Raw genomic sequence first — 24,446 nt, 5'->3', positions numbered from 1 at the left:
GAGAGGGGATGTGCCCTGCGAGAGGTGGATGAGGGCCGAGAGGTTGCGGCATATCCCCTTCGCCCCGCGTGCGGGGAGAAGGTGCAGGCAGGCGGATGAGGGGCCGACCTCGCCGATTGGAAGCGTTGCGATAGCCGATCTCAAATGCCACTTTCAGGACAATAGGTTCAAATTTAACCTTTCTTAGCAAGTCTCTGTTAGCAATTGAAAATGGGCGGTTTTTCTCCAGCGGGAATATGGCCGTCGACCTCTTGTTTTGCGTGCAGGTTCTCATGCGTCCATCGGCTTTGCCAGCAATCCTCCTTGCCGCCCTGGTCCTGTCGGGATGCGCCGCCAGTTCCGGCGCCGAAGATGTGCTCACGCCTGTGCCTTCGGCGGAAACGACCAATGCGATCACCAAGCCGAATGGCCCGATACCGGCCGCCGCCGTCGGCGACACGGCACAGACAGGCGCGCCGCAGGAAGCGTTGAGCTGGACCGGGCCGGTTCCCGAACCACAGGCGCTCGTCCCCGCGGACAGGCCGGTCGGCATGCCGATGCCGACGGAAAGACCTGTGGCGATGCTGATGCCCGCCAACCCGGAAGCCGATCCCGATGCCGGCAGGAAATCACCGTCACGCGGCCAGATCTACGGCCACCGCTTCCGCGACGCCAAGCCGATCAACTTCGGCTCCACCTCACCGAGAAAGCTTGCCGTGCACGGCGTCGACGTATCGCGCTGGCAGGGTGAAATCGACTGGGATACCTTGCGCCGGCAAGGCGCAAACTTCGTCTACATCAAGGCGACGGACGGCGGCGATCACCTCGATCCGATGTTCAGAAAGAACTGGCGCCGGGCCAAGGAAGCCGGCCTGAAACACGGCGCCTATCATTTCTTCTACTGGTGCCGGACGGCCGGCGAACAAGCCGACTGGTTTATCCGCAACGTGCCGAGAGAAGCAAACGCGCTTCCGCCCGTCATCGACGTCGAATGGAACGGCGAATCGAGCTGCAAGCGGCGCATTTCCCCCGCCCGCGTCCGGGAAAAGATGCAGGTGTTCATGGACAAGCTGGAGCGCCATTACGGCCAGCGCCCGATCATCTACACGGCGCCGGATTTCTACCGCGACAATTTGAAGGGCCAGATGCTCGACTATCCCTTCTGGCTGCGTTCGGTCGCAGCACACCCCTCCAAGGTCTATCCGGGCCGCAAGTGGCTGTTCTGGCAATATTCCGGCTCCGGCCTTTCCGACGGTGTCGACGGCAAGATCGATCTCAACGTCTTCAACGGCAACGAAAGCGATTGGCACGACTGGGTAGCGTCGCGCTAGCGATGGTCTTTCGTGCCAATCCGGAACAGCCGGCACGGCAGGACGCACTCCTGTAGGTCTTTGCTAAGGCAACGCCTTCAGCATTCTCTAAATCCTTGCGGGTAAAAGACGATCATCCAGTTCTGGGGAAACGGCTGATGAGCATATCCGGCATTACGAATACTGCTCTTTCGGGAATGCGGGCGCAGACGATGCGGATCGGCGCGATCGCCAACAACCTCGCAAACAGCAGCACACCTGACTACGCCAGGCTGAACACCAGCCTCACTTCAGATGCATCAGGCGGCGTCCAGGCAACCGTCAGCCCGACGGCGTCGGATGTGGATCCGGCCACCGAACTGACCGACTTGCTCGAAGCCGAACAGAGCTACAAGGCGAACGCCGTGGTCTTCGAGACCGGCGCCGACATGTGGGAAATGCTGATGAGCATTAAGCGCGACTGATGCACTCGTAACCTGACGCGCCGCGCGAACTTCTTTCGAAGCGTTCCTTTCCCTTGCCGCCACAAGAATCTGGCTGCCACCCCTCGCGGAACGCGTTTAGTTCACCTCCGGCTCTGCGATGGCAAAGCTTCCGCCGACTGATAAAACCAATGCGCTTGGTCCATGGATTTTGATGTGCTGTGCCGCATGCTTCTTGCATTCAGGATTGTGATTGATCCGATAATTGCACAGTCGTCGCCATCCATTATGGGAAAGCGCAATCTTCTCGGCCGTCAAAATATCCACCCCGGCTGCAACTCTTATTTGCTTGATGAGTTCTGGCCACGACGCTTTCTCTTGAAAGAGCCTGTCGACAAGCGCGAGTATCCGCACTACGGAGTGCCACTCCACTTTTCGCTCAACTGACTTTCCGTTTGGCTGAAATCGCTTGTAAACCCACCATCGCTTAGCGACTGTAACCTTCGGCCTGTCGGAAGGTAATGATGTGAAGACACTCGTTATCGTTTCATCGGCGAAATCCGCGACGACCTCAGATGCGACAATTTCCATACACTCTTGATCTTCATCGCTGAAGTCCGAGTCAACCATGAATTCGAGGACAATTTCGTTCTCATTCCATCCGCATGAAACAGCGGCTAACGCCGATGAGACTTGCCCAAGCAACGCGTTTTGCACACTAAGTCGAAGTCTTATTTCTCGATCAGGTGCGGACATCAAACCCTCCGTCGTGGAGCGATGTTATCGCACTATCACCACAGACTTTGTCAACAGGATCTAGGAATGCGCCGGCTCGCTTTGGCGCTGCGCGGCAAGGGCCGCGAGATCGGCGGGCTTCAGTTCGACGGATTCGCCGCAGCCGCAGGCCGATGTCTGGTTCGGGTTGGTGAAGGTAAACCCGGAGCGCAGCGTCGTCTGCTCGAAGCCCATTTCAGTGCCGAGCAGATAGAGCACGGCCGATGGTTCAACCCAGACCATGGCGCCGTCACGCTCGATCAGATCGTCCTTGGCATTGGGCTCGGTCACCAGATCGATGGTATATTCCATTCCGGCGCAGCCGCCCTTCTTGATGCCGACGCGCACGCCCTTGGCCTCCGGCCCGGAATTTTCGACGATCGCCTTGACGCGGGCCGCAGCCCCGTCCGTCATGCTCATCACTGCAAAGCCCATGGGCTCGATCTCCTTCCACAACCGGGGCCAAGATCCGGCGCTTCGTGATTCAAATGTAGTCGTCGCACGTAAACGGATCAATACCACGGTACTGTATCAGTACCAGCCGACCGCGACCTGCGCCTCTTCGGACATGCGATCAGGCGTCCACGGCGGATCGAACGTCATTGCCACTTCGACGCCGGACACGCCTTCGACGGCGCCGACGGCATTTTCAACCCAGCCCGGCATCTCGCCGGCAACCGGGCAGCCGGGGGCGGTGAGCGTCATCATGATCTTCACCATCCTGTTGTCCTCGATGTCGATCTTGTAGATCAGGCCGAGTTCGAAGATATCGGCAGGAATTTCCGGATCGTAGACGGTCTTCAGCGCGCTGATGACGTCGTCGCTGAGCCGCGCCAGTTCATCGGCCGGAATGCTGGAATGCACGATGCCTTCGCGCACGTCGATCTTCTGTTCGCTTTCGTCCAGGCTCATCACGGACACTCCTCAAGCAAAGAACTTGCGCGCATATTCAAGCGCATCGGCCAGGGCATCGACCTCGGCGCGGGTATTGTACATGCCGAAGGATGCACGGCATGTGGAGGTGACGCCGAAGCGTTTCAAGAGCGGCATGGCGCAATGCGTGCCGGCCCGCACCGCAACGCCCTGCCGATCGATCACCATCGAGACGTCGTGCGCATGAATGCCGGCAAGCTCGAAGGAAAAGATGCTGCCCTTGTCGGGCGCCGTCCCGAAGACGCGCAGCGAATTGACCGATTTCAGCCGCTCGACGGCGTAAGAGGCAAGATCGGCCTCATGGCGTGCGATCGCCTCGCGGCCGACCTTCTCCATATAGTCAAGCGCATAACCGAGCCCGATCGCCTGGACGATCGGCGGCGTGCCGGCCTCGAAGCGGTGCGGCGGGTCATTATAGGTGACCGCATCCTCGGCGACTTCGAAAATCATCTCGCCGCCGCCCTGGAACGGGCGCATCTGGGAAAGCCGCTCCTTCTTGCCGTAGAGCACGCCGATGCCCGACGGCCCATAGAGCTTGTGGCCGGTCATCACATACCAGTCGCAATCGATGTCCTGCACATCCACAGGCAGATGTACGGCACCCTGGCTGCCGTCGATCAAAACCGGAATGCCGCGCTCATGCGCGATCCGGCAGACTTCCTTGACCGGAACGATCGTGCCGAGCGCGTTCGACATATGGGTGATGGCGACGAGTTTGGTGCGCTCCGTCAGGCTCTTTTCGAAATCCTCGATATGGAAGGCGCCCTCGTCATCGACGGGCACCCAGACGAGCTTGGCGCCCTGCCGCTCGCGGATGAAGTGCCAGGGCACGATATTGGAATGGTGCTCCATGATCGTCAGGACGATCTCGTCGCCTTCGCCGATCTCAGGCATGCCCCAGCCATAGGCGACGGTATTAATCGCCTCCGTCGAATTCTTGGTGAAGACGATGTCGTTGACCGAAGGGGCATTGAGGAAACGGCGCACCTTCTCGCGCGCTGCCTCGTAGGCATCCGTGGCCGCATTGGAGAGATAATGCAGGCCGCGATGCACATTGGCGTATTCATGGGCGTAGGTGTGCGAGATGGCGTCGATCACCACCTGCGGCTTCTGGGCCGAGGCGCCGTTATCGAGATAGACCAGCGGCTTGCCGTGCACCTTCTCCGCCAGGATCGGAAAATCCCGGCGGATGGCTTCGACATCGTATGGCGTGGCCGGCACGATCTTGTCCATTGTTATATCCGATCAGGCGTGCTTTTCGAGCCAGGCCGAAATCACGCCTTCCAGCGCCTCGACCAGGGCCTCGTCTTCCAGTTCCTCGACGATCTCGGCGACGAAAGCGTTGACGAGCATCGCCCGCGCCTTGTTCTCCGGAATGCCGCGCGCCATCATATAATAGAGATGGTTCGCGTCGATATCGGTCACCGTCGCGCCATGGCCGCACTGCACGTCGTCGGCGAAGATCTCAAGCTCGGGCTTGACCGAGAATTCGGCATCGTCGGACATCAATAGCGTGTTGCAGGCCATCTTGGCGTCGGTCTTCTGCGCATCGGGCGCCACCCGGATCATGCCCTGGAAGACACCCTTGGCACGGTCGAAGACAACGTTGCGGATCACTTCGGTCGAGCCGGTGTGGGGCACGTCGTGACCGAGCACCATCGTTACGTCCGTATGGCTGTCAGCCCCGAGCAGGTTGATGCCGCGCAACGTCAGGTCCGCACCCTCGCCCGTTACCTTGATATGCAGCTCCTGGCGCACCAATTTGCCGCCGGCATTGATGACGAACAGGCGAAGCTTGGCGTCAGCACCGAGATCGATGCGGATCTGGCCGAGATGCGTATCCTCGGCCCCCTGCTGCTGCAGGATGATCCAGGTCAGCTCGGCGCCCTCGCCGACTGTGATGTCACTGACATGGGACACCAGTGCCGCATCGCCGGTCACCGCACGGTGACGTTCGATGACGGTTGCCTTGACACCGGCGCCAAAGGCAACGGGAAGACGTGTATGCGCCTGCCCGCCGGCATGGAGGAACTGGATTTCGAGCGGAGCATCAAGCTCGGTCTCGGCGGGCACGTCGACGACATAGCCGTCGCGGACGAAGCTGCCGTTGATGCGGCCGACCGCGTCGTCGCTGCCGAGCGCATCGAGCCCCTCTGCGGCCGAGCCGTCGAGCAGCCGCTCTGAATAGGCTGCAATGCCAAGACCGTCGGCGGCAGCCTTCTGGTCGGCATGGCCTTGGATCACCGCCAGCGCCGTCGAGCCGGCAACCAGCGGCTCAAGCGCGTCGGAGCCGGCGTCACCGGCCTGCGGCGGCAAGGCGCGCAGCAGATTTTTCAGATCGGTGTAGTGCCAGGCCTCGATGCGGCGCGTCGGCAGGCCGGCCTTCTTCAGATCGTCGAGAAGCCGGTCGCGCAGCGCCGTCACCGCGCCATTGCCCGGCAGATCGCCGATCTGATGGTTGAAGGCCTCGATCAGCGCCGTTTCGGCCGCAGTCAGGCGGCTCGTCGTCTGCATGTTCATGGACGTCGTCCTTTCCACCTGAACTCAGGCCGCCGCGCCGATGATGTCGGCATAGCCGTTGGCCTCGAGCTCATGCGCCAGCGTCTTGTCGCCCGACTTGATCACCTGGCCCTTGTAGAGCACGTGGACGGTATCCGGCACGATATAGTCGAGCAGACGCTGGTAGTGGGTGATGACGACGACGGCGCGATCAGGCGAACGCAGCGCGTTGACGCCGTCGGCGACGATCTTCAGCGCGTCGATGTCGAGGCCGGAATCGGTTTCGTCAAGCACGCAGAGCTTCGGCTCCAGCAGCGCCATTTGCAGGATTTCGGCGCGCTTCTTTTCGCCGCCGGAGAAGCCGACATTGAGCGGCCGCTTCAGCATCTCGGTGTTGATCTGCAGTTTGCCGGCAGCATCCTTGACCCGGCGCATGAAATCCGGCGTCGTCAACTCGTCCTCGCCGCGCGCCTTGCGCTGCTCGTTCATCGCCACCTTCAGGAACTGCATGGTGGCGACACCCGGAATTTCCACAGGATACTGGAAGGCGAGGAAGACGCCCTTGGCGGCGCGTTCGGCCGGATCGAGCTCGAGAATGCTCTCACCATTGTAAAGAATGTCGCCCTCAGTGACTTCGTAGTCGCTGCGGCCGGACAGCACGTAGGAGAGCGTCGACTTGCCGGAGCCGTTCGGTCCCATGATCGCGGCAACTTCGCCGGCCTTCACCGTCAGGTTCAGGCCACGGATGATCTCGGTGCCGTCTTCGGCAATGCGGGCATGGAGGTTTCTGATTTCAAGCATCTTTGTCTTTCCTGTTATCCGGCGGATTTCAAGGACCCGCCCAATTGACCGTTCGCACCGGTCTAGAGCGTCATCCTCGGGCTTGTCCCGAGGATCTAAGCCCTCAATTGTAATCGCTCCACTCCCGCGTATTCGGATGCGGCCGATAGACATTCTCAATTTCATCAATCCGCTCGTAGAGGTCCATCCAGGTCGGATTGAGTTCCTCTATGAGCTTGATTTTCCATTCACGCAGGTAGCGCTTCAGAGACTTCTCTCGCTGGATCGCCAACACGATATTCGGATGGTACTCAAACCAGACGAGATTTTTTGCTTTGTACCTCTGCGTGAAACCCTTCTGGATTTCGTTGCGGTGCTCCCATATGCGACCGTGCAAATCACTGGTGACGCCGGTGTAGATCACGCCACGAGGCTTATCGGACATCATATAGACGAAACCAGTCATCCTTGTCCTCTGGCCGCAGCAGATCCTCGGGACAAGCCCGAGGATGACGGAGGTTGTGTTAGCCGACACTCCCCTCAAGCGAAATGCTGATCAGCTTCTGCGCCTCGACCGCGAATTCCATCGGCAGTTCCTGCAACACTTCCTTGACGAAGCCGTTGACGATCAGCGCGATCGCCGCTTCTGTCGGGATACCGCGCTGCAGGCAGTAGAACAGCTGGTCCTCGGAGATCTTCGAGGTCGTCGCTTCATGCTCGAACTGCGCCGTCGAGTTCTTCGCCTCGATATAAGGCACCGTATGGGCGCCGCACTTGTCGCCGATCAACAGCGAATCGCACTGGGTGAAGTTGCGCGCATTCGAGGCCTTGCGGTGGGCCGAGACCTGGCCGCGATAGGTGTTGTTGGAAACGCCGGCGGCGATGCCCTTGGAGACGATGCGGCTCGACGTGTTCTTGCCGAGATGGATCATCTTGGTGCCGCTGTCGATCTGCTGATGGCCGTTGGAGACGGCGATCGAATAGAACTCGCCTCTGGAGTCGTCGCCGCGCAGAATGCAGGACGGATATTTCCAGGTGATCGCCGAGCCGGTTTCGACCTGCGTCCACGAGATCTTCGACCGGTCGCCGCGGCAATCGCCGCGCTTGGTGACGAAGTTGTAGATGCCGCCCTTGCCTTCCTTATCACCAGGATACCAGTTCTGGACGGTGGAATATTTGATCTCGGCATCGTCGAGAGCCACGAGCTCGACCACGGCGGCATGCAGCTGGTTTTCGTCGCGCTGCGGCGCCGTGCAGCCTTCGAGGTAGGAGACGTAGGCGCCCTCTTCCGCGATGATCAGCGTGCGTTCGAACTGGCCGGTGCCCTTCTCGTTGATGCGGAAATAGGTGGAAAGCTCCATCGGGCAGCGAACGCCCTTCGGCACGAAGACGAAGGAGCCGTCGGTGAAGACCGCCGAATTCAGCGTCGCGTAATAATTGTCCGAGGTCGGCACGACCGAGCCGAGATATTTCCGCACGAGATCGGGATATTCACGGATCGCTTCCGAGATCGACATGAAGATCACGCCGGCCTTCTTCAGCTCGGCCTTGAAGGTGGTGACGACCGAGACACTGTCGAAGACGGCGTCGACGGCAATCTTCGGCTTCTCGACGCCGGCCAGGATCTCCTGCTCACGCAGCGGAATGCCGAGCTTCTCATAGACCTTCAACAGCTCCGGATCGACCTCGTCGAGCGACTTCGGACCCGGCGTGCTCTTCGGTGCCGCGTAATAATAGATGTCGTTGAAATCGATCTTCGGATAGTCGACGCGCGCCCAGGTCGGCTCTTCCAGCGTCAGCCAGCGGCGATAGGCCTCGAGACGCCATTCCAGCATCCATTCCGGCTCCTGCTTCTTGGCCGAAATGAAGCGGATGATGTCCTCGGACAGGCCTTTCGGCGCCTTGTCCATTTCGATGACGGTCTCGAAACCGTATTTGTACTGGTCGACATCGATCAGGCGGACCTGGTCGATCGTTTCCTGCACGGCAGCCATTTCGTTCTCCAATCTCGCCGGATACAAGGTCCGGCAGCTTGTAACGTACGGGCAATTTCTTGCCCTTGATGTCGGGCAAGCTCTTGCCCTTGATGTAAGAGGCCAAAAGGGACTTTTCAGCCCGGTTGGCAAGCAGAAATTTGCGTTTCCGCAAGTTTATGAGGCGATCAGGCCGCCTCGCCCGCCGACCTGCGCCGGCAGGCGATCTTCGCAAAAGCGGCAATCGCCCGGTCGATATCTTCTTCCGTCGTCGAAAAGCCGAGCGAGATGCGCAAGCCCCCGAGCTTGGCGTCGCGGCCCATCGCCGTCAGCACATGGCTTTCGCCGAGCCGGCCGGATGAGCAGGCCGAGCCAGCCGAAAGCGCCACGCCTTCGAGATCGAAGGCGATCTGTCCGGTCTCGGCCTTCAGCCCCGGCAGAGTGAAGAAGATCGTATTGGCGACCCGCTCGCCGCCCTCGCCATGGATCACGACATCGGCTGCCGCCTGACGCATGCCGGCTTCCAGCCGCTCGCGCAGCACAGCGATCGCCGCATTGCGCGCCTCGACTACGTCGGCCGCGACTTCCGCCGCCGCGCCGAAGCCGATCAGCGCCAGTGAATTCTGTGTCCCCGAGCGGTGACCCCGCTCCTGCCCGCCACCCTGGATCAGCGGCCGCGGCATCAGCGCTTCGCCGCGGGCAATCAGCGCCCCGGCGCCCTTCGGTCCGCCGATCTTGTGCGAGGAAACGATCATGAAATCGGCGCCGATCCTGCCGATATCGAGCCCGATACGGCCGGCCGCCTGAACGGCATCGACGACGAAGAGCCCGCCATGGGCGTGGACGATCTTTGCCGCCGCCTCCACAGGCTGGACGATGCCGGTCTCGTTGTTGACGAGCATGATGGCGACCATCGGCAGGCCGGCGGCCTTGTCATGCGTATCAAGCAACGTGCCCAGCGCATCGAGATCGACGATGCCGGCCGAAGTGACCGGAATCTCCGTCATCTTCTCCCTGGCAAAACGGCCGCCTTCGCGCACCGCCGGATGCTCGATGGCTGAGAAGTAGAGGCGGCCGAGCTGAAGCCGCGTGCGGCCCATGCGGAAATCCGGCGTCAGCACCAGATTGGCGGCCTCGGTTGCGCCGCTGGTAAAGATCACATTGCCGGCGTCGGTGCCGACCAGCGCCGCCACTTTGCGCCGTGCACATTCGATTGCGGCGCGGGCGGCACGGCCTTCGCCGTGAACGGAATTCGGATTGCCGAAAATGTCGATGGCGCGCATGATCGCCTCGCGGGCTGCGGGGTGCAGCGGCGCTGTGGCATTCCAGTCGAGATAAAGGCGTGGCGGCGCCATGATCTTCAGTCCTGCGCTTGACGAGCTTGCTTCAGCACCCGCGGCTCATTTTTCTTGAAATTTCGGCCGGGCTTGCCTTATGACACATTCACGATGCGTGGATCGCCATGCAAGTTTCGAATTGTTCTAAACTGCGTTTTAGAAAAGCTGACAACACTAGTCAAGTCATGTTGTCGTCCGACGCAGCGCGAACGCGAAATAAAACCCGGAGTACCAATGCCCGAAGTTATTTTCAACGGCCCAGCCGGCCGTCTTGAAGGCCGCTACCAGCCCTCCAAGGAAAAAAGCGCGCCCATCGCCCTGATTCTGCATCCGCATCCGCAGTTCGGCGGCACGATGAACAATCAGATCGTCTACCAGCTCTTCTACATGTTCCAGAAGCGCGGGTTCACGACGCTGCGCTTCAATTTCCGGGGCATCGGCCGCAGCCAGGGCGAATTCGACCACGGCGCCGGCGAACTTTCGGATGCCGCCTCGGCGCTCGACTGGGTGCAGAGCCTGCATCCTGATTCGAAGACCTGTTGGGTCGCCGGCTATTCCTTCGGCTCCTGGATCGGCATGCAGCTTCTGATGCGCCGGCCGGAGATCGAAGGCTTCATGTCGATCGCCCCGCAGCCGAATACCTACGACTTTTCCTTCCTGGCGCCCTGCCCCTCCTCCGGCCTGATCATCAACGGCGAGGCCGACAAGGTGGCGCCGGAAAAGGATGTCAACGGCCTGGTGGAGAAGCTGAAGACCCAGAAGGGCATTCTCATTACCCATCGCACCGTTTCCAACGCCAACCACTTCTTCAACGGCCAGGTGGAAACGCTGATGGGCGAATGCGAGGATTATCTCGACCGCCGCCTGAACGGCGAACTGGTGCCGGAACCGGCCGCCAAGCGAATTCGCTGACGCCATAGCGCTCCCATCTATCTCATGCGGCGCGATCCGGGCCGCATGGGTCGATTGTCCCGAAACAGATCATCTACCGTGTTGCAATACATATTGCAGTGCGGTAGGTTCCTCGCGATCCTAACTAAAGCGAGGTCCGCAATGACCAAGTCGTTCGGGGAAGTCCTGGATAAGTATAGGGGTATTGGTCCGGGGTTCGACTTTCTTCGAATTGGGCTCGCCTTTTCTATCGTATTGACCCATTCCTTTTTGCTGACAAGGAATGATGCCTTCATCAGGGGCTCGGTATTCTGGTTCACCGAATACGCTCTTGTTCCGATGTTTTTCGCGTTGAGCGGATTTCTGATCGCCGGCAGCGCCCAGCGCCTGAGTCTACGAAATTTCCTGATCAATCGCGGCTTGCGCATCGTCCCGGCACTGGCCGTCGATATCGTCGTTTGCTCGCTGATCATCGGGCCGATCGTCACGATCGTCTATCACGCCGACTATTTTACCGATCCGCGATTTTTCAAATACTTCCTGAATATCGTCGGCTGGATCCATTACGAGCTGCCTGGTGTTTTCCAGGACAATCCCAGCCAGCGTGTCAACGGCGCTCTCTGGACGGTTCCCTGGGAAATCTTCTGCTACATCATCATGTCGTTCCTGATGATCACCGCCATCGTGAAGACGCGCTACAAGCTGCTCGCCGTAACGGCCGCCTATATCGTCCTCGGCCTGATCGTGCAGAAGATGCCCTATCTGTTCCCGGGCTCGATCAAGCCGATCGCGCGCTTCCTGTTCATGAGCCGGGGCTCGCAGCTGATAACGGCGTTCATGATGGGCATCGTCGCCTTTCAGTTCAAAGCGGTCATTCCGCATTCCCGCTGGCTATTTTCCGCCGCCTGCCTGGTCTGCATCACCGCCATTATCACCCTCGACAGCCGCGCGGTGGAGTCGGTGATTAACCGGCCGATCGTCATCACTTCCCTTGTTTATATCACCGTCTTCATCGGCCTGTCGGAGGTGCCGATCCCAGCCTTCTTCAGGAAAGGCGATTATTCCTACGGCGTCTATCTGTACCACGATCCGTTCCTGCAGATCTGGATCAGCGCGTTCCCCTCGGTCTTTCTCTTTCCGAAATATGGGGCGCTGGCGCTCTATCTCGTCGGCCTGCCCTCGGCTCTCGCCGTCGCGGTGCTGTCCTGGCACTTCATCGAGAAGCCGATCCTCGGCCTTCGCAAGAAGTTCTCGTTCATCGCCCAGGTCAGAGGCGTCGAGGACGGCAATCAAGGCGGGCGCGTTCGGCCGCTTGCCGTCAAAAGTTAGGGATTCTCTGGCCGCATTTCAGCGGTCATCTCGAAAGCCATGTCGAACTCTCCATCGACAAGGATCGGCGCGCGTTCGCGCATGCCGATCTTCCTGAGAATGCGCTGCGAGGCGAGGTTTTCGGGGTGCGTAAAGGCAATGAAACCGGGCGCAAGTCTCCTTTTGAAGAACCAGCCGGCCAGGGCGCTTGCCGCTTCTGTTGCCAGGCCCTTGCCCCACGCCGCCTCGAGCAGCGAATAACCGAGCTCGAACTGCTCGCTCCTGAACCGCGAAACGCCGGCGCGGCCGACGAAGCTGCCGTCTTCGGCAAGGAGCTTGTATTTTGTCGTGCCGTCGCGTGCCTGCTCCTCGAACCAGCCCCGCAGCCGCTCCTCGGCTTTCTCAAGGCTCCACGGCGCATTGCCGGGAAGGTAAAGGGTCGTCGCCATCGTCGAATGCAGTTGCTGCACCAGCGGCGCATCGTCTTCGTTCCACATGACGAAGCTGAGCCGCGGCGTCTTCAGGATCGCCCTCTCGCTCATGGCCTTGCGAGCATTCCCCCGCTGACAGGAGCGCCGACCCCCGTCGTGCCGGGAAACGTCAATGGAAGCCCGTCCAGCGAGCGGACAGCGAGATAGGCCCAGGCCTCGGCCTCCATCGCGTCGCCGTCGAAGCCAGCCTGCTCGGCGGTCAATACCTTCGATCCCAGCGCTTCGGCCATGGCCGAAAACTCCGCCATCAAAGTGACGTTCAGCCGCCCGCCACCGCAGACGATATAGGTCGACGGGCTCTCGGGCAGAAAACCGGCGCATTTGACGATCGAGGCGGCGGCGACATGCGCCAGCGTCCGGGCGCCGTCTTCAAGGCTCGCCTCGCCCCGATGAAGCGGCGCAAAATCGCCGCGATCGAGCGAGCGGCGGACATTTCCGCGGAAGAATGGGTTATCAAGATAGCGCTCAGCCAGCGCGACCACGACCTTGCCGCGTCCGGCGATCTCGCCGCCGGGATCATAGGTTCTGCCGGTCTGCATCTCCACCCACTGGTCGATCAGCGTATTGCCCGGGCCGCTGTCGAAGGCCGATATCCGCCCGTCCGTGCCGATGAAGGTCAGATTGGAGATGCCGCCGATATTGACGAAACAGACAGCCTCCCCGGCCTGCTGGAATTTTCCGGCAAGTGCAGCATGATAGGCCGGCACCAGCGGCGCGCCCTGGCCGCCGTGGACCATATCGTTGGCGCGCATATCATAGACCACCGATATGCCGGTTCGGCGCGCCAACTCCCCGCCGTCGCCGATCTGAATCGTCAGCCCCTCATCGGGTCGATGCAGCACCGTCTGGCCATGGAAGCCGAGAACATCGACGGCATCGGCAGCAAGCCCGAAACGCTCCAGGAATGCCGTAACGGCAATTGCATGCCGTTGGGTCAACTCAAGCTCGATGTCGCGAAGTTCGGCGGGGCGGCCGTTCCTGTCGGTCAGCGGCCGCGCCAGTTCCAGCGCCCGTTTGAGCCGCCCACGGAAATCGGCGTCATAGGGCACGCCCATGAAAGGCCCGCGCTCGATGAAGCCGCGGCCGTCGGTCCTGATCAGCGCCACATCGATTCCGTCCATCGACGTGCCGCTCATCAGGCCGATCGCGGTTCTGATGACATCCATGCGGCTTGCCTCCCATGCGATTCCCGGATGCACTTTTATAAAAACAGTGCTAAACGCGCCGCGACAGATCAACAACAACGAACTTGCGTGAGGCCACCGGTCAAGCGCAGACACCAAGAGACGAAAGCCATGTCCGAGTTCAAGTCCGATTTCCTCCGCACACTGAAAGAGCGCGGCTTCATTCATCAGGTCTCTGATGAACGTGGCCTCGACGATATGTTCGCCAAGGAAACCGTGACGGCCTATATCGGCTACGACCCGACGGCATCCAGCCTCCATGTCGGCCATCTCACCCAGATCATGATGCTGCACTGGCTGCAGGCGACGGGCCACCGCCCGATTTCGCTGATGGGCGGCGGCACCGGCATGGTCGGCGACCCCTCCTTCAAGGAGGAGGCCCGCCAGCTGATGACGATCGACACGATCGAGCAGAATATCGCCTCGATCAAGAACTGCTTCTCGAACTATCTCGATTACGACAAATCAGGCAACGCCGCGCTGATGATCAACAATGCCGAATGGCTGCGCTCGTTGAATTACCTTGAATTCCTGCGCGATGTCGGCCGTCATTTCTCGGTCAACCGCATGCTGTCCTTCGACAGCGTGAAGACACGCCTTGACCGCGAACAGTCGCTGTCCTTCCTGGAATTCAATTACATGATCCTCCAGGCCTACGACTTCGTCGAGCTTGCCAAGCGCTACGACTGCCGTCTGCAGATGGGCGGTTCGGACCAGTGGGGCAATATCGTCAACGGCATCGATCTCGGTCACCGTATGGGGACACAGCAGCTCTACGCGCTGACCTCGCCGCTGCTGACGACGTCGTCCGGCGCCAAAATGGGCAAGTCGGCATCCGGCGCGGTCTGGCTGAATGCCGACCTGCTCCCCGTCTATGACTTCTGGCAATATTGGCGCAACACCGAGGATGCCGACGTGCCGCGCTTCCTCAAGCTCTTCACGACGCTGCCGATGGATGAAATCGCACGGCTTTCGGCGATCGGCGGTGCGGAGCTGAACGAGGTCAAGAAGATCCTGGCGACCGAAGTCACCGCGATCCTGCACGGCCGCCCGGCCGCCGAGCAGGCCGCGGAAACGGCGCGCAAGACCTTCGAAGAAGGCGGGCTCTCGGAAAACCTGCCTTCGGTCGATATCCCCGCCACCGAACTCGACGGCGGCATCGGCCTGCTCTCGCTGATGGTCCGCGCCGGCCTTGCCGGCTCGAACGGCGAAGCTCGCCGCCATGTTCAGGGCGGTGCGGTGCGCATCAATGACGAGGCGGTCAGCGACGAACGCCGCCTGATCGGCAGCAACGAAATCACCGCCGACGGCGTCATCAAGCTCTCGCTCGGCAAGAAGAAGCACATCCTGATCCGCCGCGCTGCGTAAGCGGATTCAATCTGAACGGATATCAAAGCCGGCGTCCGCGCCGGCTTTTCCTTGCCCAACTCCTGAGTTGGCGCGCAATCCTCACTCTACTCCGGGCCGCGATGTCGCATCCGTTCGTTCGGCCTCCCGGAAGACATAGGGTGGCGGATTGACGCCGGGTGCGCGCGTCACGCGTGACCACCAGCTGATCGAGAAAGTCGGCGGTGTCACTGTCGCGTCGAGGGGAACGAGGAGGATGTGGCCGGAGCGGATGTTCTCGGGCTGCTTCAGACGCTGACCTTTCTCCGCGGAATACGAAGCCTGATGGCCGATCGTGACGACGATCATGGCGGCCGATGCAAGAGAGACTGTCCGGGAGCACTGCATGGCATTCTCCGCCGGCCATTGTTTCCGGGCCGAATGCGAATACTACATCAGAACTCACTAAAATACGTCATGCGTCGATGACAAAAATTGCCTGCCGGGCGCAACCTGCGCAATGGCCTTGCCCGCCTCACTGGAATTCGAAGATCTGCCGGAAGACACCCGGCGCGATAATCGACAGCGGATTGATCTGCAGGTTCGGATGGTCGAACTTGCCTGTCAGCTTGAAAGTGATGCCGATCAGGCCGCGGTCGCTGCCATTGCCGAGGATGATGCCAATCAGCGGCAGTTCGGCAAACAGCCGGTTGAGGCCATAGGCCGGCATGAAGGTGCCGGTCATGTCCATGTTGCCCTTGCCGTCCCGCACTATGCCCTGGAATGTCGCGCCGATCTGGTCGCCGCGCAGCACGCCGTTTTCGATGCCGATCATGCCACCCCGCGAAACGACCCGGGCAAAGCCACGCTGAAAGCGCTGCGACGAGGTGTCGATGTCGCGCTTGACGGCTTCGTTGAGGCTGCGCTGTTCATTTCCGACAGGCGTCGATACGATCGATTGCAGCCGTTGCTCGTTGACGATCGAGAAACGGCGCACGTCGAGCGAGCCGTCCCAGCCGCCCTGCGCCGAAAGCCGGATCGCCAGATTGAGCAGGCCGCCCTGCATGTGCTGGTAGAGGTCGGCGAAACGCGAGACTGCGCCGGCATCGCCGCTGGTAATGTTGATGACGCCGCCGTCCTTCATCTGGCTGACCACGGCCTCGCCACTGTCGGTCACGGCCGAAAAGTTCAGCGCCTGCAGTTTGTCGCCGCGCAGTGACACCTGCGCCTGGAAATTGCCGATCTTCTCATCGTTGAAGCCGATGACGTTTTTCAGCCTGGCGCGCACCGATACGCCGGTGTCGCCGCCATCCCCGTCATCATCCCCATCGCCCGAGCCCGATTTCAACCGCGCGATCACCGGCCGCGCATCGGCGCTGTCGCCGGAAACCGAAACGTCGAAATTCCCCTTGCTGCGTTTCACCGACAGGGCGAAATCGTCAAGCGAGGAGAGTTTGACACTGTCGAAATCGGCGGAGATCAGCCCGCCTTTGCCGATGTTCATCGAACCGTTGGCGCCGAAACCGTCGCCCTTCAGCCGGAAGTTCTTGATCTGGGTATTTTCGGCCGGGCCGGAGGTTTCGAATTCGGCCGAAGCTGCAATGCCGCTGCCCTTCGACCAGCCGATCCACGGCAGGTCGAGTTGCGAGCGGGTGAGGTCGAGCTGGACGTCCTGCCGGTCGTCGTCGATCCGCGTCAGCACCATCTTGACGCTGCCGCCGACGATACCGGAAAGGCCAGGTATCAGCTTGTTGCGCTGCTCCTCGGAAAGCGTCGCGGTGATCACCCGCTGCCGCTTCGCGCTGTCGGACGCCTCGACCGGCTCTGTAAGATCGATATCGGCTGGGACGCCGTCGATCTGGGCCTTGGCGTCGAGGGTGATCTGTTTCGGATTGCCGTTCAGCGTCCCGTCGAGATTGCTGATCGTGCGGCCCGAAAACGGCTTGGCAAGATCGATATCGCTGAGCTTCATCGCCGCCGTCCACTCGGCCGGCGGCGGGTTCTGCGAGGAGAGCAGGCCGAAATGCGCCTTCACATTCGCCTCGATCCGCCCCTTGAAATCGTCGGGCGTAAAGCCGGCGCGCTGCAGCACCCGGATCGGCCGGTAGGTCAGAAGCTCGCCGACGGCGTCCGCTGTCCCTGAGATCGCCAGATCGATATCGGCCATCAGCGGCTTGTCGTAGGTTGCCGGTATGGCGAAGGTTCCCTGCCCGAGACCGACAGACCGGCCGGAGGGGAAAAACGACGTGCCGCTCTTGATCGCGATCGTCGCAGTGGGGCCGGTCAGGTCGAAATGGGCCGCCATGTCGCGAACCGGCGGAATGTCGCCGGCGACGTTCATCCGCGCGTCCGCAATGTCGAAGCCGATGCGGATCTGGTTGGCGTCGAGCTTCAATCCCTTGCCGCCTGCCGCCTCGTCCAGCCTGCCGAAGGGAATGAAGACGGAGATGGAGGCGTTGGTGACAGTGCCGCCGAAGAGGTTGCCGTGCACCCAGGTGCGCACCTTGGGCGCCATCCAGAATGGCCACAGCTGCTTGATCGCCGTTGTCTGCATCTGTGCCGACTGGCCGGCAAAGCTGATCTCCGGCGATTTGCCCCCGAGCTTGACGTGCAGTGCTCCGTAAAGCGCGCCGAGCGGGCTGGAGACGGTCATGTTGGGAAACAGGAACTCTCGCCCGGCAACCAGGTAGCGCCCGGTCGCCTGGATGTCGAAGGCGACCGGCTGCTCGCCGGAGCCGCCGGGGGCTGCCGTGCCGCCGCTGACCAGCAGGTCGATGCCGAAGCCCTTTCCGGCCTGCGGATCGAGCTTGTCGAGATCGATCAGCGCGCCGTTGATCGGAACGGTGGTGGCGCCGAACCGGGCGTTCGACCGGGCGATTTCGAGCGTCTGTTTGGCGAAATCATAGACGAGGTTGATCTGTCCGCCCGACAGTTCCTGCGGATCGCCGTCCGCATAGATCAGGCCGGGATCGATGTCGACGGTCGCCGCAAGCGCCGGCTGCACGCCATCGCGCGCCCTGGTGGCCGATACCGTCAGGTCGGCAAAGGCGCTGAGCCCCTGCCGGATCGCCCCCTGATCATTGCGTTTCAGCGCAAAGGGCGTGAGATCGGCATGCTTGAGCGTCGCCACGACCTTCGACACGTGGCCATCTTCCTTCTCGGCCAGCACCTCGAGCTCGGCCACCTCGCCGTTCAGCGCCACCTCGCCGGTCAATTGCAGCGAGGATGGGCCAGCATGGGCAAAGACGAGGTTGTCGATGACCAGCGACAGCGGGCCGTTGGCGGTGTCGGCAAGCTTGATGTTTAAGCCGGAGATGCGCACCGAACTGGTCGATCCGCGCGTCACAATACTGTCGAACATGTCCAACTGCGAAAAGATCTTCTCCATCGCCGGCGGCATGGCGTCGATGCGCAGATCGTCGAGCGTCACGGGATTGCCGGAGGGCAGAAGCGCGGTATCGAGCGCGATATCGTCGGCTTCGATGTCGCTGACGGCGATGCGTCCGCGGAAAAGCTGCAGCGGATCGAGCCCCAGGCGCACCGAACCCGTCGTAGACAGGTGCTGGCCGCTCTGCTCATCGATCATATTGACGTTGCGCGCTTCCAGCGCCAGCCGGAAATCCGAGGTGAAGCGGATGACGGTGGAGCCGACCTGGGCGCGGTAGCGCGGTCCAGCCACGCCGTTCAACGCCGCCTGCGCCTGCTGCGACAGCGGCTTGTCGAACATGCCGCTCTCGACGGTGAAGACGATCGCGGCGAGCACAAGGAGAATTACGCCCAGAAATCCTGCGGTCAGCTTCGCCGTACGCCGCACCGGCGAACGCGGCGGCGGGCAATGGACGATGATCGGATCCTCGGCCTGGGCGGACGGCAAGCGGTCCAGCGCAACGATATCCTTCTTGCGAAACGTGACCTTTTCGCCGCGGATGGCTGACATGCGCCTTCGGGCTCTCCCTTTAAGTGAAGAATTGAACCCGGCCATGCTGGACGGGTTACCGTCCACTATATAATTCGGGGAGAGAAAGTGTCATCCACAAACCCGGCAAAAGAAAGGTTTTCCCAATGGCGGTTCCCGGCATCGGCGCCACGGCTCCTGATTTCAACCTTCCCCGCGACGGCGGCGGCCGCGTCTCGCTGGCCGAATTCCAGGGCAGGCCGCTCGTGCTGTTCTTCTATCCCAAGGACGATACGACAGGCTGCACCGCCGAATCATTGGCTTTCACCGCGCTGGCAAGCGAGTTCGAGGCAGCGGGTGCGGCCGTCATCGGCATGTCGCCCGATTCGGCCGCCTGCCATGACAAGTTCATCAGGAAACACCGTCTCTCGGTGGCGCTGGCCTCGGACGAGGAAAAGACGACGCTGCAGGCCTACGGCGTCTGGAAGGAAAAGAGCATGTACGGCCGCAACTTCATGGGCGTCGAGCGCACCACCTTCCTGATCCGCCAGGACGGCACGATCGCCACCATCTGGCAGAAGGTGAAGGTGCAGGGCCATGCCGAAACCGTGCTCGAGGCCGTGCGGAATCTGGCCGCGTGACCGGCGACCTCGCGATAACTTCGCTGCGCGGCGGCGCCATCGATGCCATCTGCTCCGCCGATCTCGACCGCAAGACGGCGCTTGCGCAGGAAAGCGCCACCCGCTGGTTCGCCCGCCGGGTGTCGCTGCGCTCGCCGCTCGACGCGGCCCTGCCGGAGAGGCCCGGCCGCCCCGACAGGCCGGTGCTGACGCCGCCGACCCAGGTGGAAAAGCGCTCGCTGCATACGCTGAAAGGCCGGATCGCCCTGCTCCATGCCATCGCCCATATCGAACTCAATGCCGTCGATCTGGCGCTTGATATCGTTGCTCGATTCGCCACCGAACAGGTGCCGAATTCCTTTTTCGACGGCTGGATGCAGGTTGCCTTCGAGGAGGCGAAGCATTTCCGCATGGTGCGCGCCCGCCTCAACGATCTCGGCGCCGATTACGGCGATCTTCCCGCCCATGACGGGCTCTGGCAGGCGGCCCATTCGACGCGCAACGACCTGACGGCAAGGCTCGCCGTCGTGCCGCTGATTCTCGAGGCCCGCGGCCTCGACGTCACGCCGTCGCTGCAGGCAAAGATGCGCCAGACCGGCGATCTCGAAAGTGCCGCGGTCCTCGACGTCATCTACAACGACGAGAAAGGCCATGTCGCCGTCGGCGCCAAGTGGTTCCGCTTCCTCTGCGCGCGGGAGAAGCGCGACCCGGCAAAAGCCTTCCAGGAGCTGGTGCGCGCCAATTTCCGCGGGCCACTGAAGCCGCCCTTCAACGATCTCGCCCGTGCCGAGGCGGGGCTGACTCCGTCTTTCTACCGCACGCTCGCATCGATCAGCCATGCCTGAAATCGCTGGTATTTTCTACACGGACAGCGACAAAGAAAGCATTCGTTAACCATAAACGTGTCTAATTTTCCGAAAGAGGCGTAGTGCATCAATCGGGAGAGCCTGCGTGAACAGCGGACATCAGCACCGGGTATTCGGCAGGCGAGCGCAGGAACACATCCTGATCCTGGCAAGCGGCGACAAGGTCCGCCACATGACGGTGCGGCCGTGGATGGCAGCCGTTGCCTTCTGCTTCGTCGGCGTCTTCTCGATCGGCTATCTCCTCGCCACCTCTTATCTCGTCCTGCGCGACGACCTGATCGGCGCCACCATGGCGCGCCAGGCCCGCATGCAGCACGACTATGAAGACCGCATCGCCGCGCTTCGCGCCCAGGTCGACCGCATCACCTCCCGCCAGTTGCTCGACCAGCAGGTGGTCGAGGACAAGGTCGACAAGCTGATGGAGCAGCAGATGGCGCTGACCTCGCGCCATGGCAAGCTCGACAATCTGCTCGACCGGGCCGAAAGCTCTGGCCTGACCGATAAGGACGGCGCCCTGCCCGCCCCGTCTTCACCCGCCCTGTCTTCGCCTGTCCAGTCCTATGCCCCTGATATCAAGGACAAGCGCGCTGCGCTGACCGGCGGCGGCATCGAGGCGATCGAGAAACAGCTGGCGAGCGGCGCGCCCGCCGATGCAACGCCCGACAATTCCACGCTCGCCTATGTGCCGTCCGCCGAGACTGTCGGCGACCGCGCCGACCGGATCTTCTCCAACGTGACGCTGTCGCTGAAGGGTGTCGAACAGGATCAGCGCAACCGCGTCGAGCAGTTGACGAGCGACGCCGGCAATGCCGCCAATGCCATTGGCAATGTGCTGACCCGCTTCAAGATTCCGGTGCCCGAGGAGACTGCGGCGAGGCAGGACGACGATGCCGTCGGCGGCCCCTATATCGAACCTGAAAGCAACGACGATTTCAACAATTCGCTGGCAGCGCTCGACGGCGCGCTGACCCGGCTGGAGGCCGTGCGCAGCACCGCCGAATCCCTGCCCTTCCGCAATCCCGCCATCGGCAGGGACGTGACCAGCCCGTTCGGCAATCGCCGCGACCCTTTCCTCGGCCGCCTCGCGCTGCATTCCGGCATCGACTTCCGCTTCTCGCCGGGTGAAAAGATCCGCCCGTCGGCGCCGGGCAAAGTTATCTCCGCCGGCTGGACCGGCGGTTACGGCAATATGGTCGAGGTCGATCACGGCAACGGCATCTCGACGCGCTACGGCCATATGTCGCAAGTGCTGGTCAAGCTCGGCGACACGGTCGGCCGCAACGACGTCATCGGCCTTGCCGGCAGCACCGGCCGCTCGACGGGGACGCATCTGCACTATGAAGTGCGCCAGGATGGCCACGCGGTCGATCCAGTATATTTCATGAATGCCGGCCTTAAACTCGCCACCTATATCAAGTAACAGCCGTCAGGTAACCATCGCTTCACTCTGTACGGGGTGCGGCCTCTCTATTTCTTGACTTGCCGGCCATTCGGGGCTATGTCGCGCTGCATTGCGGCATGCAATCCCGCCGACTCGTTCAGAGCTCGGCCGAACCGGAACGGAAACAGTTTTCCCTTTGACGACATTCGCTGACCTTGGCTTGAGCCAAAAAGTGCTATCCGCTGTTACCGACGCGGGCTACACGATACCCACGCCTATTCAGGCGGGAGCCATCCCCTTTGCGCTCGAGCGTCGCGATATTTGCGGCATCGCGCAGACGGGCACCGGCAAGACGGCATCCTTCGTTCTGCCGATGCTGTCGCTTCTGGAAAAGGGCCGCGCCCGCGCCCGCATGCCCCGTACGCTGATTCTCGAGCCGACGCGCGAACTCGCCGCCCAGGTCGCCGAGAATTTCGAAAAATACGGCAAGAACCATCGCCTCAACGTCGCCCTTTTGATCGGCGGCGTTTCCTTCGAGGACCAGGACCGCAAGCTCGAGCGCGGCGCCGATGTACTGATCTGCACGCCCGGCCGCCTGCTCGACCATTTCGAGCGCGGCAAGCTGTTGATGAGCGGCGTCGAGATCCTCGTCATCGACGAGGCCGACCGCATGCTCGATATGGGTTTCATCCCCGATATCGAACGCATCGCCAAGATGATCCCGTTCACCCGCCAGACGCTGTTCTTCTCGGCAACCATGCCGCCGGAGATCCAGAAGCTCGCCGACCGCTTCCTGCAGAATCCCGAGCGCATCGAAGTGGCCAAGCCCGCTTCGGCCGCAAAGACCGTGACGCAGCGCTTCGTCGCCTCGCACAGCAAGGATTACGAGAAGCGCGCGGTTCTGCGTGAACTCGTCCGCGCCCAGACTGAACTGAAGAACGCCATCATCTTCTGCAACCGCAAGAAGGATGTTGCCGATCTTTTCCGGTCGCTGGAACGCCACGGCTTCTCCGTCGGCGCGCTGCATGGCGACATGGACCAGCGCTCCCGCACGATGACGCTGCAGAGCTTCCGTGACGGCAATCTCCAGCTGCTGGTTGCCTCAGACGTCGCCGCCCGCGGCCTCGACATTCCCGATGTCAGCCACGTCTTCAATTTCGACGTGCCGATCCATTCCGAAGATTACGTCCACCGCATCGGCCGCACCGGCCGTGCCGGCCGCTCGGGCGCCGCCTTCACGCTGGTCACCAAGCGCGACAGCAAATTCGTCGATGCGATCGAAAAGCTGATCGGCGAGAAAGTCGAATGGCTGAGCGGCGATGTGAATTCCCTGCCGCCGGCAGAAGAAAGCGCCGACAGCGAACGCCCGCGGCGCAACAGCCGCGAGCGTGGCGCAAAGGGTGAGCGCGGCGAGAGGGATCGTGGTCGCGGACGCGGCAATCGCAGCGCCACAGGTCATAAATCTGATATCGACATCCAGGATAATGACGTCCAAGTGATCCAGGCAGCACCAGTAAAGGCCGACATCGTGAAGAACGAGCGCAGAGCAGAGCAGAAGCCGCAAAACAATGCGCGTAACACCCGGCCCTATCCGGCAAATGATGACAGCCGCGACCGCCGCCGCCATCGTGACCACGACGACGGCCCGACCCCGGTCGGCTTCGGCGACGATATCCCTGCCTTCATGCTGATCGCCGGCAGCGCCAAGATCTGATCGCGATGGCGAAGCCCGGTCTCGATTTTCCGGGCTTCGGCGTCGGTCTGGTCATTCTGCGCGACGCCAAGGTTCTGCTCTATAAACGCATGCGCCCACCGGAAGCCGGCTATTGGAATATCGTCGGCGGCAAGGTCGATCATATGGAGCCGGCCGAGCAAGCCGCGCGCCGCGAGGCCGAGGAAGAAACCGGCCTCAGGATCGGCCGGATCGAGCGGATCGGCATGACCGAACAGATCATCGACACCGACCGCCAGCACTGGATTTCCCTTCTCTATCTCGCCCGCGACGTCGAAGGCGAGCCGCAATTGACCGAACCGGACAAGCTTTCCGATTTCGGCTGGTTTGCGCTGACGGATTTGCCGGAACCGCTCTCGGCCTTCACCAAGGCGGCGATAGCGGCTTTGCCGATTGCCGAAGAGAGTCAGCTATCGGCGCGCAGCGACGCCTCATAGGCAAGCCGTACCCATTTCGCCATCAGATCGGGATCGTCATAGGCCTCGTCGGGGATCGTCCAATAGGGCATCTTCACCGGCTTGCCCTTCTTGCCCTCGTAGCTCCACTGCGTGGCGCCGGCGGCGGCAAATTCCGGAGCGCTCGTTTCATCCGCCTTCAGCAGCATCTCGTCGCGCACTTCGAGCGCGACGATGCGGCCGAGGTGATAGATGCCCTTGCCGCCGAACATGCGCTTGACCGTGACCGGGCCAAGCCCCTGAAACATTTCCTCGATGCCGGCATTGTCCATTCGCTATTCCCTTGAGAT

24 protein-coding genes are annotated in these 24,446 nt (G+C 61.6%); 10 read left to right on the top strand and 14 right to left on the bottom strand.

Annotated features, from left to right (window positions below; all coding sequences use genetic code 11):
• The first annotated feature begins 272 nt into the window (after positions 1-272).
• Both AF337_RS30545 and AF337_RS30540 read left to right on the top strand, forming a co-directional pair.
• Positions 273-1,310: a glycoside hydrolase family 25 protein gene (locus tag AF337_RS30545; RefSeq protein WP_049735115.1), complete on the top strand. Its 1,038-nt coding sequence runs from the start codon at positions 273-275 to the stop codon at positions 1,308-1,310.
• 137 nt (positions 1,311-1,447) lie between these two features.
• A complete protein-coding gene (locus AF337_RS30540) occupies positions 1,448-1,753 on the top strand; it encodes a flagellar basal body rod protein FlgC (protein WP_049735094.1) in 306 nt (101 codons plus the stop codon).
• 96 nt (positions 1,754-1,849) lie between these two features.
• On the opposite strand, the gene AF337_RS45780 is transcribed toward AF337_RS30540, so the two are convergent.
• The 9 genes from AF337_RS45780 to AF337_RS30495 form a co-directional block, all read right to left on the bottom strand.
• Positions 1,850-2,467, bottom strand: a complete 618-nt coding sequence (locus AF337_RS45780) for a MafI2 family immunity protein (RefSeq protein ID WP_244471344.1) — start codon at positions 2,465-2,467, stop codon at positions 1,850-1,852.
• A gap of 60 nt (positions 2,468-2,527) precedes the next feature.
• A complete protein-coding gene (sufA, locus tag AF337_RS30530; protein WP_049735093.1) occupies positions 2,528-2,920 on the bottom strand; it encodes a Fe-S cluster assembly scaffold SufA in 393 nt (130 codons plus the stop codon).
• 96 nt (positions 2,921-3,016) lie between these two features.
• Positions 3,017-3,397, bottom strand: coding sequence for an SUF system Fe-S cluster assembly protein (locus tag AF337_RS30525; RefSeq protein ID WP_049735092.1), 381 nt, complete (start codon positions 3,395-3,397; stop codon positions 3,017-3,019).
• Between the two features lie 12 nt (positions 3,398-3,409).
• Positions 3,410-4,651, bottom strand: coding sequence for a cysteine desulfurase (locus AF337_RS30520; RefSeq protein WP_049735091.1), 1,242 nt, complete (start codon positions 4,649-4,651; stop codon positions 3,410-3,412).
• A 12-nt stretch (positions 4,652-4,663) separates the two neighbouring features.
• A complete protein-coding gene (gene sufD, locus AF337_RS30515) occupies positions 4,664-5,938 on the bottom strand; it encodes a Fe-S cluster assembly protein SufD (protein ID WP_049735090.1) in 1,275 nt (424 codons plus the stop codon).
• 24 nt (positions 5,939-5,962) lie between these two features.
• A complete protein-coding gene (sufC, locus tag AF337_RS30510; protein WP_037073856.1) occupies positions 5,963-6,718 on the bottom strand; it encodes a Fe-S cluster assembly ATPase SufC in 756 nt (251 codons plus the stop codon).
• Between the two features lie 103 nt (positions 6,719-6,821).
• On the bottom strand, positions 6,822-7,163 hold the full coding sequence (locus AF337_RS30505; protein ID WP_049735114.1) for a GIY-YIG nuclease family protein: 342 nt from the start codon (positions 7,161-7,163) through the stop codon (positions 6,822-6,824).
• Positions 7,164-7,221: 58 nt separating this feature from the next.
• Positions 7,222-8,691 carry a Fe-S cluster assembly protein SufB gene (gene sufB / locus AF337_RS30500; protein WP_003568892.1) on the bottom strand — a complete coding sequence of 490 codons (1,470 nt, stop codon included), beginning with the start codon at positions 8,689-8,691 and terminating at the stop codon, positions 7,222-7,224.
• Positions 8,692-8,858: 167 nt separating this feature from the next.
• A complete protein-coding gene (locus AF337_RS30495; protein WP_049735089.1) occupies positions 8,859-10,025 on the bottom strand; it encodes a cysteine desulfurase family protein in 1,167 nt (388 codons plus the stop codon).
• Between the two features lie 216 nt (positions 10,026-10,241).
• Here AF337_RS30495 and AF337_RS30490 point away from each other — a divergent pair, with 216 nt between their 5' ends.
• Together AF337_RS30490 and AF337_RS30485 are read left to right on the top strand one after the other, a co-directional pair.
• A complete protein-coding gene (locus tag AF337_RS30490; RefSeq protein ID WP_003568896.1) occupies positions 10,242-10,919 on the top strand; it encodes an alpha/beta hydrolase in 678 nt (225 codons plus the stop codon).
• A gap of 141 nt (positions 10,920-11,060) precedes the next feature.
• Positions 11,061-12,227, top strand: coding sequence for an acyltransferase family protein (locus AF337_RS30485; RefSeq protein ID WP_049735088.1), 1,167 nt, complete (start codon positions 11,061-11,063; stop codon positions 12,225-12,227).
• On the opposite strand, the gene AF337_RS30480 is transcribed toward AF337_RS30485, so the two are convergent.
• Both AF337_RS30480 and AF337_RS30475 read right to left on the bottom strand, forming a co-directional pair.
• Complete coding sequence (locus tag AF337_RS30480; protein WP_049735087.1) at positions 12,224-12,748, bottom strand: GNAT family N-acetyltransferase; 525 nt, start codon at positions 12,746-12,748, stop codon at positions 12,224-12,226. The genes AF337_RS30485 and AF337_RS30480 overlap by 4 nt on opposite strands.
• A complete protein-coding gene (locus tag AF337_RS30475; protein WP_049735086.1) occupies positions 12,745-13,863 on the bottom strand; it encodes an anhydro-N-acetylmuramic acid kinase in 1,119 nt (372 codons plus the stop codon). The genes AF337_RS30480 and AF337_RS30475 overlap by 4 nt, the downstream gene beginning before the upstream one ends.
• A 129-nt stretch (positions 13,864-13,992) precedes the next feature.
• Here AF337_RS30475 and tyrS point away from each other — a divergent pair, with 129 nt between their 5' ends.
• Positions 13,993-15,249: a tyrosine--tRNA ligase gene (tyrS, locus tag AF337_RS30470; RefSeq protein WP_049735085.1), complete on the top strand. Its 1,257-nt coding sequence runs from the start codon at positions 13,993-13,995 to the stop codon at positions 15,247-15,249.
• A gap of 81 nt (positions 15,250-15,330) precedes the next feature.
• Here tyrS and AF337_RS30465 read toward each other — a convergent pair whose 3' ends face one another.
• Both AF337_RS30465 and AF337_RS30460 read right to left on the bottom strand, forming a co-directional pair.
• Positions 15,331-15,615 (bottom strand): hypothetical protein, encoded by a 285-nt coding sequence (locus tag AF337_RS30465; RefSeq protein WP_049735084.1) that lies wholly within the window; start codon positions 15,613-15,615, stop codon positions 15,331-15,333.
• 127 nt (positions 15,616-15,742) lie between these two features.
• Entirely contained in the window at positions 15,743-19,144 is a 3,402-nt protein-coding gene (locus AF337_RS30460; protein ID WP_049735083.1) for a YhdP family protein, read from the bottom strand.
• A gap of 125 nt (positions 19,145-19,269) precedes the next feature.
• Between AF337_RS30460 and AF337_RS30455 the strand changes: the two genes are divergently transcribed.
• The 5 genes from AF337_RS30455 (at position 19,270) to AF337_RS30435 (ending at position 24,138) form a co-directional block, all read left to right on the top strand.
• Positions 19,270-19,743: a peroxiredoxin gene (locus tag AF337_RS30455; RefSeq protein ID WP_049735082.1), complete on the top strand. Its 474-nt coding sequence runs from the start codon at positions 19,270-19,272 to the stop codon at positions 19,741-19,743.
• Entirely contained in the window at positions 19,740-20,567 is an 828-nt protein-coding gene (locus tag AF337_RS30450; protein ID WP_049735081.1) for a ferritin-like domain-containing protein, read from the top strand. The genes AF337_RS30455 and AF337_RS30450 overlap by 4 nt, the downstream gene beginning before the upstream one ends.
• 106 nt (positions 20,568-20,673) lie before the next feature.
• Positions 20,674-22,008 carry a peptidoglycan DD-metalloendopeptidase family protein gene (locus AF337_RS30445; protein WP_049735080.1) on the top strand — a complete coding sequence of 445 codons (1,335 nt, stop codon included), beginning with the start codon at positions 20,674-20,676 and terminating at the stop codon, positions 22,006-22,008.
• A gap of 157 nt (positions 22,009-22,165) precedes the next feature.
• Positions 22,166-23,683, top strand: coding sequence for a DEAD/DEAH box helicase (locus AF337_RS30440; RefSeq protein ID WP_049735079.1), 1,518 nt, complete (start codon positions 22,166-22,168; stop codon positions 23,681-23,683).
• 5 nt (positions 23,684-23,688) lie between these two features.
• Positions 23,689-24,138 (top strand): NUDIX domain-containing protein, encoded by a 450-nt coding sequence (locus tag AF337_RS30435; RefSeq protein WP_049735078.1) that lies wholly within the window; start codon positions 23,689-23,691, stop codon positions 24,136-24,138.
• Here AF337_RS30435 and AF337_RS30430 read toward each other — a convergent pair.
• Entirely contained in the window at positions 24,108-24,428 is a 321-nt protein-coding gene (locus tag AF337_RS30430) for a TfoX/Sxy family protein (protein ID WP_049735077.1), read from the bottom strand. The genes AF337_RS30435 and AF337_RS30430 overlap by 31 nt on opposite strands.
• Between the last annotated feature and the right edge of the window lie 18 nt (positions 24,429-24,446).

It is taken from the genome of Rhizobium ecuadorense (assembly GCF_001187535.1).
GTDB classification, from domain to species: domain Bacteria; phylum Pseudomonadota; class Alphaproteobacteria; order Rhizobiales; family Rhizobiaceae; genus Rhizobium; species Rhizobium ecuadorense.
This window is presented reverse-complemented; position numbering and strand designations above follow the sequence as displayed.

Excerpts from the sequence above, each read along its gene's own strand:
- AF337_RS30545 (WP_049735115.1), top strand. The coding sequence starts at position 273 with ATGCGTCCATCGGCTTTGCCAGCAATCCTCCTTGCCGCCCTGGTCCTG.
- AF337_RS45780 (WP_244471344.1), bottom strand. The coding sequence starts at position 2,467 with ATGTCCGCACCTGATCGAGAAATAAGACTTCGACTTAGTGTGCAAAAC.
- AF337_RS30495 (WP_049735089.1), bottom strand. The coding sequence starts at position 10,025 with ATGGCGCCGCCACGCCTTTATCTCGACTGGAATGCCACAGCGCCGCTG.
- AF337_RS30460 (WP_049735083.1), bottom strand. The coding sequence starts at position 19,144 with ATGTCAGCCATCCGCGGCGAAAAGGTCACGTTTCGCAAGAAGGATATC.
- AF337_RS30490 (WP_003568896.1), top strand. The coding sequence starts at position 10,242 with ATGCCCGAAGTTATTTTCAACGGCCCAGCCGGCCGTCTTGAAGGCCGC.
- AF337_RS30475 (WP_049735086.1), bottom strand. The coding sequence starts at position 13,863 with ATGGATGTCATCAGAACCGCGATCGGCCTGATGAGCGGCACGTCGATG.
- sufA (WP_049735093.1), bottom strand. The coding sequence starts at position 2,920 with ATGGGCTTTGCAGTGATGAGCATGACGGACGGGGCTGCGGCCCGCGTC.
- AF337_RS30520 (WP_049735091.1), bottom strand. The coding sequence starts at position 4,651 with ATGGACAAGATCGTGCCGGCCACGCCATACGATGTCGAAGCCATCCGC.
- AF337_RS30435 (WP_049735078.1), top strand. The coding sequence starts at position 23,689 with ATGGCGAAGCCCGGTCTCGATTTTCCGGGCTTCGGCGTCGGTCTGGTC.
- AF337_RS30505 (WP_049735114.1), bottom strand. The coding sequence starts at position 7,163 with ATGACTGGTTTCGTCTATATGATGTCCGATAAGCCTCGTGGCGTGATC.
- tyrS (WP_049735085.1), top strand. The coding sequence starts at position 13,993 with ATGTCCGAGTTCAAGTCCGATTTCCTCCGCACACTGAAAGAGCGCGGC.
- sufC (WP_037073856.1), bottom strand. The coding sequence starts at position 6,718 with ATGCTTGAAATCAGAAACCTCCATGCCCGCATTGCCGAAGACGGCACC.
- sufB (WP_003568892.1), bottom strand. The coding sequence starts at position 8,691 with ATGGCTGCCGTGCAGGAAACGATCGACCAGGTCCGCCTGATCGATGTC.
- AF337_RS30430 (WP_049735077.1), bottom strand. The coding sequence starts at position 24,428 with ATGGACAATGCCGGCATCGAGGAAATGTTTCAGGGGCTTGGCCCGGTC.
- sufD (WP_049735090.1), bottom strand. The coding sequence starts at position 5,938 with ATGAACATGCAGACGACGAGCCGCCTGACTGCGGCCGAAACGGCGCTG.
- AF337_RS30525 (WP_049735092.1), bottom strand. The coding sequence starts at position 3,397 with ATGAGCCTGGACGAAAGCGAACAGAAGATCGACGTGCGCGAAGGCATC.
- AF337_RS30465 (WP_049735084.1), bottom strand. The coding sequence starts at position 15,615 with ATGCAGTGCTCCCGGACAGTCTCTCTTGCATCGGCCGCCATGATCGTC.
- AF337_RS30455 (WP_049735082.1), top strand. The coding sequence starts at position 19,270 with ATGGCGGTTCCCGGCATCGGCGCCACGGCTCCTGATTTCAACCTTCCC.
- AF337_RS30480 (WP_049735087.1), bottom strand. The coding sequence starts at position 12,748 with ATGAGCGAGAGGGCGATCCTGAAGACGCCGCGGCTCAGCTTCGTCATG.
- AF337_RS30540 (WP_049735094.1), top strand. The coding sequence starts at position 1,448 with ATGAGCATATCCGGCATTACGAATACTGCTCTTTCGGGAATGCGGGCG.
- AF337_RS30485 (WP_049735088.1), top strand. The coding sequence starts at position 11,061 with ATGACCAAGTCGTTCGGGGAAGTCCTGGATAAGTATAGGGGTATTGGT.